Source organism: Streptomyces sp. NBC_00306, assembly GCF_036169555.1.
Taxonomy (GTDB): Bacteria; Actinomycetota; Actinomycetes; order Streptomycetales; family Streptomycetaceae; genus Streptomyces; species Streptomyces achmelvichensis.
In genome coordinates this window covers 699,226-713,326 of sequence record NZ_CP108032.1, presented here as the reverse complement: position 1 = coordinate 713,326, position 14,101 = coordinate 699,226, and the positions used below count along the sequence as shown (strand labels likewise).

Genomic DNA, 14,101 nt, shown 5'->3' with positions numbered 1-14,101 from the left:
GCAGGCCACAACTGCCCAGGGGAACCAGGGTGTTGGGGTGTCCGACTCCTGGTGCGGCGGGTGGGGAGATGTCGGTGGCGGGAACGGAGACACGGTGGCGGCAGAGGGCTCAGCGGCAACGGCGTCGGCGCCGCCGCCGGACAAGCGACAGGCCCGTGCACTCACCGCACTGCTGACCTGTGCCATGGCCTTCTCGATGCTTCAGTTGTTCCTGCTGGGCGCGCTCGGACCTCGGCTCGTGGACGAACTGGGGATATCACCGACCGTGCTGGGCCTCACCACCACGATCGGATTCGGGACGGCCGCCGTGCTGTCCCCTGTGGGTGGGCGCATCGTGGACCGGATCGGTCCGCGGCGCGCAATGGCCGTCCTGCTGGTGGTGTCCGCGGTCGCACTCGCCCTCATCGGCGCCGCGCCCGGCGCCGGTCTGCTGCTGGCGGCGGTCGCGCTGGGCGGTGTTCCCCAGGCGCTCGCCAACCCGGCCACGAACAAGGCCATTCTCGGGTCGGTCCCACCCGCCCGGCGCGGATCGGTGACAGGGACGAAGCAGTCCGGTGTCCAACTGGGCGCGTTCGCCGCGGGGTTGCCGCTGGCCGCCGCGGCCGCAGGCATCGGGTGGCGGGGCGCGGTCTGGACGGCCGCGGGCGCCGCCCTGCTGACCGGACTGTGGGCGCTGCGCACTCTTCCGGGCGACCCGCCGCCACCGCAGACCGCCACACGGCCGTCCCTGGTGCCGCGTGGTTTCGTCGCCTGGCTGGCCGTCTTCTCGCTGTTTCTGGGGAGCGGTATCGCTTCGGTCAACACCTACCTCGCGCTGTTCGGCGTACGGGAGTTGGAGATGGGCCCCGGTACGGCAGCCGCTCTGGTGGCCGTGCTCGGCGTGGCGGGAATCGCCGGCCGGGTGGGGTGGTCGAAGGCAGCCCGGCCCGGGCGCGCCGAATGGCTGCCCGGATGGCTTGCGGTCGGTGCCGTGGGCGCGGCCGCTCTCCTCGTGGCGGCGCTGTCGGCAGCTCCCCTGGCGTGGGCCGCTGCCGTCGCGGTCGGTGTCTTCGCGGTGTCGGGCAACGCGGTCTCCATGGTGCTGGTCGTGCAACGCGCCGCACCGGGCCGGGCGGGACAGGACTCGGCGCTGGTCGCCGCGGGATTCTTCGCCGGATTCGCGGTGGGGCCCCCGCTCTTCGGCCTGTTCGCGGAGGCGGGACGGTACGGCGCCGGCTGGATCCTGGTGGCGGCTGAATTCGCCGGCGCCGGTGCCGTCGCCTTCACCTGGGCCGTACGGGACCGGCGAGGACGCGCGGACCGGTCGTCGTGACGTCGGCGGACTGGGCCGGTGACGCCCTGAAGGCGGTGATCGGCCGCGTGACGGTCACCGAGTTCGAGGTCGGCGCACGCTTTCCCCTGTTCGCCGACCCGGACAGCGGGCGGTGGACAACGACGGGGCGCGGGTCGTGGACGGGCGGATTCTGGGCCGGGCTGTTGTGGTTGCGGGCGCGGTACTCGGACGCCGCGGCCGACCGTGCGGCCGCATCCCGGTGCACCGCGCGCCTGGCGCCGTGGGCGGATGCCGACACCGCCACCCGGGGCCTGATCCTCTGGTACGGGACCGCCCTGGCCTCCCACGACGCGCAGGCCACTGCACTGCGCGAGCGGTCGGCGCGCACCTGCCTGGACGCCATGGACCCCGAACTCGGCCTCGTCCCCTGGGGATCGGCGCTGGGAGGCCCTCGCCTCCTCGCCCGCGCGGACGGTGTGCCGGGGATGGTGCCCTTGCTGGCAGGTGCCGGGCCCGAGGGAGCCGCGGCAGCAGGCGCACACCTGCACCGCCATCTCGAACTCTGCCTCGGTGACGGCAGCGAGCACCGGCCCTGGACACAGCCCGCCTGGTGCTACGACGCGGGGTCGGGATGGCAGCCCTGCGAGGACCCGCCGCGGGGCTGGAGCCGGGGGAGGGCATGGCTGCTCCTGGCGGTCGCCGACGCACTGCATCTCCCGACGCTCCCCGGACCGCGGGCCGCGCCTCTCTCAGGGGCGGCCGAGCGCCTGTTGGCGCTCGGGGCCGTGCTGGACGGACCGCTCGTCCCGCATGCGCTGGACGAACCGCTCGTCCCGCATGCCGACCCGTCCCGTCCCGACGGTCCCCTCGACACGTCGGCCGCCGCGATCACCGCTGTCGCCCTGCTGAAACTCGCCCGTCTGCCGGGCCCGAGGGCGACCCAGTACGCGGACCGGGCCGTCGAGATCCTGCGCCGCCTGGTCGGCACCCATCTGTCCGGACCTCGCGCACATCGGCCCGCCGGTATGTTGCTGGACGGCTGCTACGACGCCGGCCGGGGCACCGCCGTCCGGCACGAACTGGTCTGGGGCGACTTCTTCCTCGCCCTGGGGCTTGCGGCGCTCACCGGCTCGGTCGACATCACGGACGTGTAGGACTCGGCCCGCCGTACCCGCGCAGGACCCGCCGCGCCACAGCGGTGATGTGCAGCTCGTCCGGCCCGTCCAGGATGCGAGCGGTGCGGCCCGTGCGGAAGAGTGCGGGCAGTGCCGTATCCGGGCCCAGTCCGGCGGCGCCGTGGACCTGGATCGCCGCATCCGTGACCTGCTGGAGCATCCGGGCCGCCGCGACCTTGGCGAGGCCCACCTCGATGTGTGCGTCCTTCCCCGAATCGATGAGAGCGACTGCCTCATGGACGAGAGGGCGCGTGGTGCGCAGGGCGAGCAGGGCGTCGAACACCTGCTGCTGGACGAGCTGGTGGCCGGCGAGCGGGCCACGGGATCCGCCGCGGGAGACCGCCCGCTCACACATCAGATCGAACGCCCGCCGGGCCTGGCCGAGCCAGCGCAGACACCGTAGGGTGCGGCCCCGCTGGAGGCGCTCACCGGCAACGGTGAGCGCCTGGCCGCGTGCGCCGACGAGATGGTCGGCGGGTACACCGACCTGGTCGAGTTCGATCTCCCACTGGCCGGCCGCGCCGAGAACCGGGAGTTCACGGACGACGCGGAAACCGGGGGAGCCGGTGGGCACCAGCAGCAGGGAGAGCCCCTCGCGATCGCCCGCCCGCCCGTCGGTGCGGGCCAGCACCGTGACGAGGTCAGCGCCGGCGGCTCCGGAGGTGAACCACTTGCGCCCCGTGACGGCCCACCGGCCGTCCCGTTGTCGCACCGCACGGGTCTCGGTCATGAACGGGTCCGTGCCGGGAACATCGGGCTCCGTCATCGCGTAGCAGGTCCGTGCCTCCCCGGCCACGAGCCGCCGCAGATACCGGTCACGGACACCGCTCTGCGCGTGCCGCTCCAGCATCGACACATCCAGGAGGGGAGCGGAGCCCAGTGCCGCGGGTCCGTGGTCGCTCGCCCCCTCCGCCTCGGCCAGTTCGGCGTACTCGCCGAACGTGAGGCCGCGGCCTCCCAGGTGCACGGGCAACGGCAAGGCCCACAGCCCCTCCTGCTTCGCTCTGCCCTGCAACTCGCCCAAGGCGGCGGCGGCATCGGGTCCACCCGCGTCCAACACCCGTTCGTACGGAATCACGCGATCGCGGACGAACGCGCCGACACGCTCACGCAACTCGGCCAGTTGTCCGCCCCGTTGGCCCGCGCCCTCACTGCCTCGACCTGCCATGCCTCTCCTCGAGTTGCCGGGAACTTGTGGGAACGGTTGTCCGACTGTCTCCACGTGGAACTGGTCGGGTGCGGACGCTCCCGAGTTCCCCGAGTTCCCGGGTTCCCGAGTTCCCGAGTTCCCGGGTTCCGGACGACCGGGCGCCGGCCACCGCCGCGCCAGGAGAGGAGAGGCATGGCATCACCCGCCACCACGCAGGCGGTCCGGCCACTCGACACGCTGCGGTTCGACGCCTCGGGACCGCCGCAGCTCATGACCGTGGTCTCGGAGCATCTACGCCTTCTCGGCGCGCATCCGGCCGACACCGCGCCGGGGACCGGGTCGGCAGGCCGCACGGTGCTGAGCGGAGAGGACTTCGCGCCCGTTCGGGCCCGCGCGACGTGGGCCTCCCCCGGGACCGGGATCGACGACGAGGCCACTGTGCAGGCCGCCACCGGCATCATGAGCGTGCACGGCCGCCGCGACGGCGACCCGCGTGGCCTGGCCGTCGACTATGCGTCCGTCGCCACCGGCGTGCTCACCGTGCAGGGCCTCCTCGCCGCGCTGCTGGCCCAGGCGCGCGGTGGCGATGGGCCCGCCGACGTCACCACCAGCGCGCAGCGTGCAGGGCTGCTCGCCGTCTCCCAGTACCTCGCCGCCTCCGGGGCCGACGAGGGCGAGGCAGCCGAACTCGCCCCCGGCGGGCCGCCGTTCGTCTCGTCCGAAGGTCTCCACTTCGAACTGGAGACCCTGGACCCGGGTGCCTGGGCCGCGTTCTGGCGTGCTCTGGGCGCGCCGCCGGAGGCAGTACGCGCCGGCTGGCGGCCCTTCCAGTTCCGCTACGCCACGGCCTGTGCCCCCTTCCCCCAGGCACTGCACACCAGGGCACAGGCGCATCCCTGGCAGCGGATCCTCCAGGCCGCCTCCCTGTCGGGGGCCGAGGTCTGCGCCCTGCGCACACTCGCCGAACGGGCCGTCGAATACGACGGTGCCCCGCCCTGGTCCATGGACCTCCTCGGCCCCGGCCGTCCGCACCCGGCGTCCGCACCCTCTCCCGAACGCCCCCTCGCCGGTCTGACCGTGCTGGAGGCAGGACGCCGGATCCAGGCCCCGCTCGCCGCGCACCTGCTGGGACTGCTCGGCGCCGACGTGATCCGCATCGAGCCGCCGGGCGGTGATCCGCTGCGGGGCATGCCGCCGGCGTGCTCCGGTGTCTCCGCCCGCTGGCTCGCCCTCAATCGCGGCAAGCAGGCTGTGGAGGCCGACATCAAGGCGCCCGCCGGCCGCCGTCTGCTGCGGGAGATGGCGGCGGAAGCCGATGTGTTCCTGCACAACTGGGCACCGGACAAGGCCGCGGAACTCGGCCTGGACGCGGGCGACTTCGCCTCCGTGAACCCCGCCCTGGTCTACGCGTACACCAGCGGCTGGGCCGGTCGGCTGTCCGATGCCCCCATGGGCACCGACTTCATGGTCCAGGCCCGTACCGGTGTCGGCGAGGCGGTCCGCCCGGACGGGGAGACGCCCGCGCCCTCCCTGATGACACTGCTCGACGTACTCGGCGGACTGCTCGGCACGGAGGCGGTGCTCGCGGGGCTGCTCCTGCGGGAACGCACCGGGCACGGCGTGCGCGTCGACTCCTCGCTGCTCGGCGCCGCGGACACACTGACCACCCCCTTCCTGAGCCGGGCGGCTCGCGGTGAGAGCCCGAGGCGGCCCGCCGGGTTCCGGCGTCCGCTGCCCACGGCCGACGGCTGGGTCGCGTCGAGCGACACGTGCGCCGCCGCGGCAGCCGCGTACGACCTGCGTGACCTTCCGACGGACGACGCGCTGCGGCAGCTGCGTGCGCACGGTCTCACCGCCACCCGTGTCACCACCGACCTCGCCGAACTGCACGACGACCCGCGCTTCGCCGGCTCGATCAGCCGCGACGCGCACGGTGCCCCCGCCGTTCCCGACCCCTGGAGCTTCATATGACCGTCGAACTGCACGACCTGCTGCCCGCGGACCTGCGCCGGTCCTGGGTGCTCGACGGCACCTGCCCCGATCTGGACCTCTACAGCCTCTTCCGGGCCCGTCAGATCATGGACCTGCACCACACCGCGGTCCTCGATGCCAAGGGGAAACTCTGTTACACCGCGCTGGACCGCAAGGTGCGATGTCTGGCCACCGGCCTCAGAGACCTCGGCATACGCCCGGGTGACGTGGTCGGCGTCCAGCTCCCCAACAACCGCAACGCCGTCATCGCCGATCTGGCGCTCGCCGCCCTCGGCGCGGTCGCCCTGCCGTTCCCCGTCGGGCGCGGCAGCCGGGAGGCCGATTGCCTGCTGCGCCGCGCCGAAGCCGTGGCAGTCATCGCGGCGACCGAGCACCGGGGCGCCCACCACGCGGCCGAACTGCACACCCTGTCCACGGCGCTGCCCGCCCTGCGGCACGTGATCGCCGCGGGACCGGGCGCCGCACCCGAGGGCACGATTGCGCTCTCCGCGCTGCTGCGCTCCGACCCGAGCGGCTTCGTCCCCGCCCGGCCCGACCCCGACAGCGCGGCCCGTATCCTCGTGTCCTCCGGCTCGGAGGCCGAGCCCAAGATGGTCGCGTACTCGCACAACGCACTCGCGGGCGGACGCGGCAACTTCCTCGCCTCACTCATCCCCGACGGGACCCCGCCCCGCTGTCTGTTCCTGGTACCGCTCGCCTCCGCCTTCGGCTCCAACGGCACCGCGGTCACGCTCGCCCGGCACGGCGGAACGCTCATCCTCCTCGACCACTTCACCCCCGAAGCAGCCCTCGCGGCGGTGGCGGAACACGAGCCGACGCACATCCTCGGCGTGCCGACCATGGTGCGCATGATGCTCGAACGCCTCGACGCCACGAGCGAGAAGCCGGTCAGCGGTGGGAAGCCGGTCACCGACAGGAAGCCGGTCACCGGCGAGAAGCAGGGCGAGAGGCTGCCTGCGCCCACCGCGCTGATCCTCGGCGGGGCGCCGCTCGACGAGCCCACCGCGGCTGCCGCGGCTCAGGCGTTCGGCTGCCCTGTCGTCAACCTCTACGGCTCCGCCGACGGCGTCAACTGCCATACGGGACTGGGCAGTACGACCCCGCCCACCGACGAGTCCGGCGTGGTCGCCGGCCGCCCCGACCCCCGGGTGGCCGAGATCCGTATCGCCGACACCGACACCCACGCCGAGGTGCCGGAGGGCGGCATCGGTGAGATCATCGCCCGCGGCCCGATGACCCCCCTCTGCTATGTCGGCGCCCCCGACCTCGACGCCCGCTACCGCACGCCCGACGGCTGGGTGCGCACCGGAGACCTCGGCTTCCTCGACGAGGACGGCACCCTGCACATCGTGGGACGGCTCAAGGACGTCGTCATCCGCGGCGGCGCCAACATCAGCCCGGCCGAGGTGGAGCGGGAGTTGCGCTCCCATCCCCGGATACGGGACGTGGTGTGCGTCGGCGTTCCGGACCGCCTGATGGGTGAGCGCCTCGCCGCGTGCGTCGTTCCCCGCTCCGGCGAGGTGCCCACGCTCGACTCGCTCGGCCGGCATCTGACACGGCGGGGTCTGGAGCAGCGCAAGCACCCCGAACGGCTGTTGGTGGTCGCCGAGTTGCCGTTGACACCGGCGGGCAAGCCCGACCGTGCCGCCCTGCGTGAGCACCTGGCGCAGGCCCCGCCGCCCGTCCACGACGCACCCGCCGCGCCGTCACTCGCCCAGGCCGGCTGAGCCGATTCCGGGCGCGGCGCGCGGCGCCCGTGCCCATCCGTACGACGACCATCGGGACAGGAGAACCGAATGAACCGCAGGAAACTGCTCCGGGCCTCGACCGCGATCGGAGCCGCGGGGGCGATGGCGGGAGTCGCCGCCGCACCGGCCGCGGCCGCGGCCGTCCAGCCCGTCCAGGAGGCCGGTGGCCCGCTGAGGGTGCACGTCGTGATGTACGACGGTGTGGAGGAGCTCGACTTCGCCGCTCCCTGGGAAGTCTTCTCCGCCGCCCGCTTCTTCACGGACCGCGAGATCGACGTCCGCTACGCCACCGTGTCCGGCCCCCGCGCCGTGCAGGCCGCCTACGGAACGAAGGTCCGCGTCGAGCACGGCTGGGCCCCGCGCACCGCGGACGTCCTGGTCGTCCCCGGAGGAGGGTACGCACGCAGTGAGGGCCCCGGCGTCCGGGCGGAGATCGCGCGCGGCACCCTTCCGCGCGCCCTGGCTTCGGCGGTGCGCCCCGGCCTGACCGTCAGCGCCGTGTGCACAGGCACCATGCTGCTGTCCGCGGCAGGTCTGACGAGAAGCCGCCCGTGCACCACCCACCACAAGGCGCGGCCCGACCTCGAGAAGCAGGGAGGCCTGCTGAAGAACGGACGCGTGGTGGACGACGGCGACCTGGTCACCGCCGGCGGCATCACGTCGGGCCTGGACCTCGCCCTGTGGCTCGTACGCCGTGAACTGGGCGCCGAGGTGGCGACCGGTGTGGAGGCCATGCTCGAATACGAGGCCCGCGGCACGGTCTGGACCCCGCCCGCACCACCCCGGCCCCGGTAGTCGCGCGACCAGGAGAGGCGGGAAGGCGACACGCTGCCCTCCCGCCTCTGTGCGGCCGGACACCTGCGCCGGCCGGCAACGCGCCGCTCAGGAGGCGCCCATGGCCTTCTTGAGCTCGGCCGCGGCATTGCTGTAGACGGGCAGCAGGTCGAGGTCGTCGCCCGGATAGTTGACGATCTTCACCTGCTTCGCTCCGGAGTCCGGCAGGACCGTCCCCGTCGACATGTGCGCGTTGTCCAGGACGAAGGCCGGTTCCTTCTTCGCGAGTTCCGCGAGCTGCGCCGGGGTCACGGCCTCCGGCCCGTAGGTCCCGACGGTGGTGGCACCAGCCAGCTCGGCCGACCAGCCCGTGAAGACCTGGCTGACGACATTCGGGCTCTTCCCGCCGGGCCAGGCGGCCTTGAGGTCCTTCGCGAGCTTGGCGTACTCGGTGTCGAAGGCGGCCTTCCACGTCGCCGCGGCCTTGCCGGTGCCGAACAGCTTCGCCAGTTTGTCGACCTCCGCCTTCACCTTGTCGGCGTCGTTGTCCAGATTCACCTCGACCAGCTCGGCCTTGGAGCCGGCGGCTTCCTTGATCTTCTCGGCGTACGGCTCGAAGGGCGCGTACAGCACGAAGTCGGCCTCGGCCACGGCCGCCAGGTCCGACGGCTTCGGGTCGTAATCGGGCGCGTGGTGCACGGACTTGGGGACGATGACCTTGATGTTCTCGGCACCGGCGGCCTTGGCGAAGGCGCCTTCCCAGGTGGTGGTCACGACCACCGACGGCTTCCCCTTGTCCTTGCCGCTGGCGCTGCCCGCCGACGTGTCACTGTCGCCCCCGCAGCCGGTGACCAGGGCCAGTGCCGCGCTCAGTGCGACGAGGGAAGGGATACGGAGGCGGTTGCGCGCCATGAGGTGATTCTCCGTTCGGGTACGAGATGGACGGCGAGGACCACGGCCCCCGCCGTCAGAACGAGGACCGGGCCGGGCGGCCAGTCCAGCCACAGGGCCACAAGGAACCCCGTCAGATTCACGACGATGCCGATGCCGACCGCCCACAGAGTGATCGACTTCAGCGAGCCGCCGAGGCGGCGTGCCGCGAGGGCGGGCAGGAGCGTGAGGGCGTCGACCAGCAGCGCGCCGGTGAGCTTGATCGCCCCGGCGACGGCGACCGCGACCAGGACCAGCAGGACGACGGTCAGCCCGCGTACGGGTACGCCGGAGCACTCGGCCAGCTCACGGTCGTACAGGAGCAGACCCACGTCACGGCGACGCCACCAGAACAGACCGGGCACGACGACCGCCAGCACGGCGAGGACGACGAGATCCGCGGTTCCCACGGACAGGATGGAGCCCCACAACAGCGCGAACGCGCCGGAGGCGTTGACGCCCGAGACCGCGAGGACGAGCAGCGCGGCCGCGATGGCCAGACTCATCAACAGTCCCATGGCACCTGACAGGCCGTCGGGCGTACGGGCGAGCGGAGCCACCCCCGCGCCCGAGAGAGCACACGCGACCAATGCGCACAGCATCGGATCGAGCCCGGTCAGCAGGCCGACCGCGATCCCCAGCAACGCCACGTGCATCATCGCGAACCGCACCGGCATGATGTCCAGGCCGACGATCACCACACCGATCACCGGCAGCCCGATCGCCGCCAGCAGGAGGGCGATGCCGGCCCGCTGGACGGGCAGGAGCTGGAGGAGCGCGCCCACATCGGCGGCAGCCGGATTCACCGGACCTCCCGCAGCCGTCCGGCGGCCATGTCCAGCACCCGGTCGCACCGCTCGGCGAGCGTCCGGTCGTGGGTCACCACGAGCAGGGTGACGGGCAGCGCGGTGAGGACATCGGCGGCCTCCTCCTGACCGGTGAAGTCGAGAGCCGCGGTGGGCTCGTCGGCGAGCAGCACCTGGGCACCCGCCGCGACACAGCCGATCGCCCGCGCCAGGTACATGCGCTGCAACTGGCCCCCGGAGAGGGTGTGCAACGGTCGTCCGGTCAACGCCCCCACGCCGAGCCGCTCCGCGGCCTCCCCGGCTTCGGTGGGCGCCGCGCTGCTGGCCAGCAACTCCTCACCCAGGAGCGGAAACCGGCCCCCTGCCGGCTTCTGCGGAATCCAGGCACAGACCCGCCGCCGCCAGGCCCACTCGGCCGATGTGCGCGTACCGCGGCCCCCGACCAGGATGGTGCCGGTCACCTGCCGGTGCATGCCCAGGACGGCGCGGAGCAGGGTGGTCTTTCCCGAGCCGTTGGTGCCGGTCAGGGCCACCCGCTCACCGGCCGCGATCTCCAGATCGACGGCGGCGACGGCGTCCACCCGGCCGTGACGGCACGCGACCTCCCGCATGCGCACATCCAGCCCACCCATCCCATGCCCCTCTTCGCTCCGACTCCGAGCGGGAGAGGCCGGATGCTGCGCCCTCCCACGCGGCAGTAGTCGGACGGCGGGCCCGGGGAGTTCCCGGAGATCTTCCGTGCCGTGGAGTGTCATGCGACCGGCGTGCCGTCCGCGGCTCGTGCGGTCCGAAAGCCGGCTGCTCGTCGGCGAGTCGGGCCACCGGTCACCGGCACGTCATCCGCGCGGACGACCGTCAGCTGCCCAGGAGGCGCACGGCGAGCGCCGTCTGCCAGGTCCAGCCGATCGTGAGCGAGACGCGCTGGATCAGGCCGCCCCGGTCCACCCAGCGTCCCTGCCGGGTGAACACGGCACTCGCCGACACCATCGTCGTGGCGAAGAGCATCCCGCCGGCGATCGAATACACGGCCCAGCCCGGCGAGGCGGACGGAGCGAAGACGAAACAGGCCGCGGCCAGGGCGAGAAATCCGATGACGGAGAAGAGGTCGTGCAGCGTCCCCGCCCGGGTGGGGTGTTCGAGCCGGTCGGGGGTGCCGGCCGGGTAGCCGCTCACCGGGTCCGTGAGAAAGGCGCCCGCGCCCAGCAGACCGGCCCCCCATACGCCGATCAGCACCGCACCCGCAGGGGAAGGCCCATCGCGCCACAGGCCCACCGCGAAGGTCAGCGACAACAGGCCCGACAACAGGAAGTTGACGCTCTGCGCCCACCCGGCGCGGCCGAGAGCGAGCGAACTGACGGGATGGCGCAGCGGTTTGTAGTCCGCACGCGTGGCGCCCTCCACCACGTACGCGAGGGTGAAGAGCGGACCGGCGGCCATCCCGCAGACGAGCAGCGCTTGATTGCCCATCTTGTCAACATAGGTTGACGTGGGTGCGTGCGTCCACCCTCATGGCCGTGGCCTCATCGTCGCGGCAGGAGCCGGGCGTCAGCTCTCGCCGTGGCCCAGGGGGTCCAACTGGGCCGCCGTCGCGTCGTCGGCGCTGGTGGACTCGCTCAGCGCGCGCCGGCTCTCATCCGCGGCGAGTTGCTCGCGTGCGGCGGCCGTCGCGTAGCGGAAGGCGTCCGCGCCGACGAGGAGACGCAGGGGCGGATCGTCCATGGCCACGACGTCGAGGAGCAGGCGGGCCACTTTCGCCGGGTCGCTGGCAGTCAGCGTGTCCGTGTTGTGCATGGCCGCCGAGGCACCCACGGTGTCGGCGTACTCGGGCCGTATCGGCGCCACCTTCATGGACGACCCCGACCAGTCGGTCGCCATCCCGCCCGGCTCCAGCACGGTGACCTTGATGCCCAGCGGCGCGACCTCCTTGGCGAGCACCAAGGAGAAGCCGCCCACGGCCCACTTGGCGCTCTGGTACGCGGCAAGGCCGGGGGTCGCGAGGCGTCCGCCGACCGACGACACCTGGACGATGTGGCCCGATCGCTGCTCGCGCATGACCGGCAGCGCGGCCTGGGTCAGCCGGACGACGCCGAGGAGGTTGGTGTCCACCTGTGCCGAGAAGTCGTCGAAGTCGACATCCTCGACAGAGGCGATGTTGGCGTATCCGGCGTTGTTCACCAGCACATCGAGTCCGCCGAACCGGTCGAGGGCGGTGCGCACGGCAGCCTTCGCCTGGGCCGCGTCTGTGACATCGAGAGGTGCGACCGCGATCCGGTCACCGAACTCGGCCACCAGATCGTCCAGGGCCTGCGGGTTGCGCAGGCCGGCCACGACCTGGTGGCCCGCCTGCGCCGCCGCGCGGACGATCTCGCGCCCCAGGCCCCGGGAGGCGCCGCTGACGAGGAAGACGGACGGCATGGGTCACACTCCAGACCTTCGTGAGGGCGGCAGGCGGGCCCGACACGGGGCCTGCGAGATCCCCCGTCACCCGGTCCCGCTCGGGCGCGTGCCTGCCTCAGCTGCGCGCGAAGTCGAGGAGGTCGGCGTTGAACCGATCGGCATACTTGGGGACCATGGACAGGCCGTGGGGTGCGCCCTCGTAGACCTTGTAGACCGCGTCCTTGACGATCTTGGAGGACTTCTCACCGGAGGCCACGATCGGAACGATCTGGTCGTCGTCGCCGTGGACGATCAGCGTGGGAACGTCGATCTTCTTGAGATCCTCGGTGGTGTCGGACTCGGAGAACGCCTTCACGCAGTCGTAGGCGCCCTTGATGCCCACCGTCATCGACCAGAGCCAGAACTCGTCACGGGTCCCCTGTGTCACGGTCGAGTCGTCGCGATTGGCGCCGTAGAAGGGGGCGCTCAGGTCCTTGTAGTACTGGGAGCGGTCCGTCGCCACACCCGCCCGGATCTCGTCGAAGACGTCGATCGGGAGGCCTTCGGGGTTCGCCTCGGTCTTGAGCATCAGCGGGGGGATCGCGCCGAGCAGCACCACCTTGGCGACGCGGCCCGTGCCGTGCCGGCCGACATAGCGCGTGACCTCGCCGCCACCGGTCGAATGGCCGACCAGGATGACGTTCTGCAGGTCCAGGCCCTCGATGACCGCTGCCAGGTCGTCGGCGTAGGTGTCGAGGTTGTTCCCGTCCCAGGGCTGGCCGGAGCGTCCGCCTCCACGCCGGTCGTGAGCGATGGCACGGAAGCCGTTCTCCGCCATCAGCTTCAGCTGCGGGTCCCATGAGTCCGCGGTGAGAGGCCAGCCGTGGGAGAAGACGACAGGCTGCCCCGACCCCCAGTCCTTGTAGTAGATCTCGGTGCCGTCCTTGGCGGTGACGAAGGGCATGTCCGTTCCTTTCGCACTGGTCCTGAACCCGGCGCTTCCGCGGAATTCGGCCCCCGGACGGAACGCCGGATGTCACGCCGCGAACCAGCAGCAGACGTGCAGGAGGGCGACGGAGAGGAGGTCGGCAGCGAAAGGCGACCGGGATGGGCACGTCGTTCGAACAACGGTATCCGAGTGTCGGCGCTTCAGCGCGTCGAGCGGGCGCGCGTACGGCGCTGTGCCGGCACAGCGCCGAACCGGCGGGCGGCCGCTGGGCGACACCGTCGCCCTACTTCTTCACCCGGTACCGCAAGTGGGTGACACCGGTGCCTTCGACCACCGCTACGGGGCCCTCGAACTCCACCGGCGTGGCGCCGAGTTCACCGAACAGCGTCTTCCCGCCGCCCAGGACGACCGGTACGAGCTCGACGCCGACCTCGTCGAGCAGCCCGGCCTCCAGGCACTGCCGCGCCATCTGCCCACCGTTGACGACGACGTTCTTGTCCCCGGCGACCTCCTTCGCCCTCGTCACCGCGGCCTCGATGCCCTCGGTGACGAAGACGAAGTTCTCGTCGTCCTCGGGGCGGTCGTCAGGGCGCTGGTGGGTGAGCACGACGGTGGTCACGTCCATCGGGTGGCGCCCGCCCCAGGCCTTCGTCATGTCGTACAGGTACCGCCCGACGACGAGTGCACCGGTGTTCTCCCACTCCGGCTTGACCAGCCCGGCGCTCGCGGCGGAGACGCGGATCGGCGGCACATCGGGACTGGCGGACGGGATCTCGACGTCGCCGTTGCCGTACCACTGGAACAGCAGGTCGAAGCCGCTCTCTCCGGGGCCGGCGATGTAGCCGTCGAGGGACATCGTGGCGCCGGTGACGATCTTGCCCATGTCGTTCTCTCCTTCGGTTTCTGTGGTTCTCATGGATAGGTCGTA

At 72.2% G+C, this 14,101-nt stretch carries 13 protein-coding genes; 5 read left to right on the top strand and 8 right to left on the bottom strand.

All coding sequences use genetic code 11. From position 1 onward, the window contains the following. Positions 1-184 precede the first annotated feature (184 nt). Together OHA05_RS03140 and OHA05_RS03135 are read left to right on the top strand one after the other, a co-directional pair. Positions 185-1,312, top strand: coding sequence for an MFS transporter (locus tag OHA05_RS03140; protein ID WP_328863325.1), 1,128 nt, complete (start codon positions 185-187; stop codon positions 1,310-1,312). After that, positions 1,309-2,427, top strand: coding sequence for a sugar ABC transporter permease (locus OHA05_RS03135; protein WP_328859730.1), 1,119 nt, complete (start codon positions 1,309-1,311; stop codon positions 2,425-2,427). The genes OHA05_RS03140 and OHA05_RS03135 overlap by 4 nt, the downstream gene beginning before the upstream one ends. Here OHA05_RS03135 and OHA05_RS03130 read toward each other — a convergent pair. After that, complete coding sequence (locus OHA05_RS03130; protein WP_328859729.1) at positions 2,414-3,616, bottom strand: acyl-CoA dehydrogenase family protein; 1,203 nt, start codon at positions 3,614-3,616, stop codon at positions 2,414-2,416. The genes OHA05_RS03135 and OHA05_RS03130 overlap by 14 nt on opposite strands. 174 nt (positions 3,617-3,790) lie before the next feature. Between OHA05_RS03130 and OHA05_RS03125 the strand changes: the two genes are divergently transcribed. The 3 genes from OHA05_RS03125 (at position 3,791) to OHA05_RS03115 (ending at position 8,133) form a co-directional block, all read left to right on the top strand. Beyond that, positions 3,791-5,569: a CoA transferase gene (locus tag OHA05_RS03125; protein WP_328859728.1), complete on the top strand. Its 1,779-nt coding sequence runs from the start codon at positions 3,791-3,793 to the stop codon at positions 5,567-5,569. Further along, positions 5,566-7,317, top strand: coding sequence for a class I adenylate-forming enzyme family protein (locus OHA05_RS03120; protein WP_328859727.1), 1,752 nt, complete (start codon positions 5,566-5,568; stop codon positions 7,315-7,317). The genes OHA05_RS03125 and OHA05_RS03120 overlap by 4 nt, the downstream gene beginning before the upstream one ends. Positions 7,318-7,386: 69 nt before the next feature. Beyond that, the gene (locus tag OHA05_RS03115; RefSeq protein WP_328859726.1) at positions 7,387-8,133 is read left to right on the top strand and encodes a DJ-1/PfpI family protein; all 747 of its coding nucleotides are present in this window, start codon (positions 7,387-7,389) and stop codon (positions 8,131-8,133) included. 87 nt (positions 8,134-8,220) lie between these two features. Here OHA05_RS03115 and OHA05_RS03110 read toward each other — a convergent pair whose 3' ends face one another. From OHA05_RS03110 to OHA05_RS03080, 7 genes are all read right to left on the bottom strand, one after another. Next, the gene (locus tag OHA05_RS03110; protein WP_328859725.1) at positions 8,221-9,024 is read right to left on the bottom strand and encodes a metal ABC transporter solute-binding protein, Zn/Mn family; all 804 of its coding nucleotides are present in this window, start codon (positions 9,022-9,024) and stop codon (positions 8,221-8,223) included. Beyond that, the gene (locus OHA05_RS03105; RefSeq protein ID WP_328859724.1) at positions 8,982-9,848 is read right to left on the bottom strand and encodes a metal ABC transporter permease; all 867 of its coding nucleotides are present in this window, start codon (positions 9,846-9,848) and stop codon (positions 8,982-8,984) included. Before OHA05_RS03105 ends, OHA05_RS03110 begins: the two co-directional genes overlap by 43 nt. Next, positions 9,845-10,480 (bottom strand): ATP-binding cassette domain-containing protein, encoded by a 636-nt coding sequence (locus OHA05_RS03100; protein ID WP_328859723.1) that lies wholly within the window; start codon positions 10,478-10,480, stop codon positions 9,845-9,847. Before OHA05_RS03100 ends, OHA05_RS03105 begins: the two co-directional genes overlap by 4 nt. Positions 10,481-10,703: 223 nt before the next feature. Further along, positions 10,704-11,315 carry a DUF998 domain-containing protein gene (locus OHA05_RS03095; protein WP_328859722.1) on the bottom strand — a complete coding sequence of 204 codons (612 nt, stop codon included), beginning with the start codon at positions 11,313-11,315 and terminating at the stop codon, positions 10,704-10,706. Between the two features lie 78 nt (positions 11,316-11,393). Continuing rightward, positions 11,394-12,263: an SDR family NAD(P)-dependent oxidoreductase gene (locus OHA05_RS03090; RefSeq protein WP_328859721.1), complete on the bottom strand. Its 870-nt coding sequence runs from the start codon at positions 12,261-12,263 to the stop codon at positions 11,394-11,396. A 97-nt stretch (positions 12,264-12,360) separates the two neighbouring features. Next, a complete protein-coding gene (locus tag OHA05_RS03085) occupies positions 12,361-13,188 on the bottom strand; it encodes an alpha/beta fold hydrolase (protein ID WP_328859720.1) in 828 nt (275 codons plus the stop codon). Between the two features lie 268 nt (positions 13,189-13,456). Next, the gene (locus tag OHA05_RS03080) at positions 13,457-14,089 is read right to left on the bottom strand and encodes a dihydrofolate reductase family protein (protein ID WP_328859719.1); all 633 of its coding nucleotides are present in this window, start codon (positions 14,087-14,089) and stop codon (positions 13,457-13,459) included. Between the last annotated feature and the right edge of the window lie 12 nt (positions 14,090-14,101).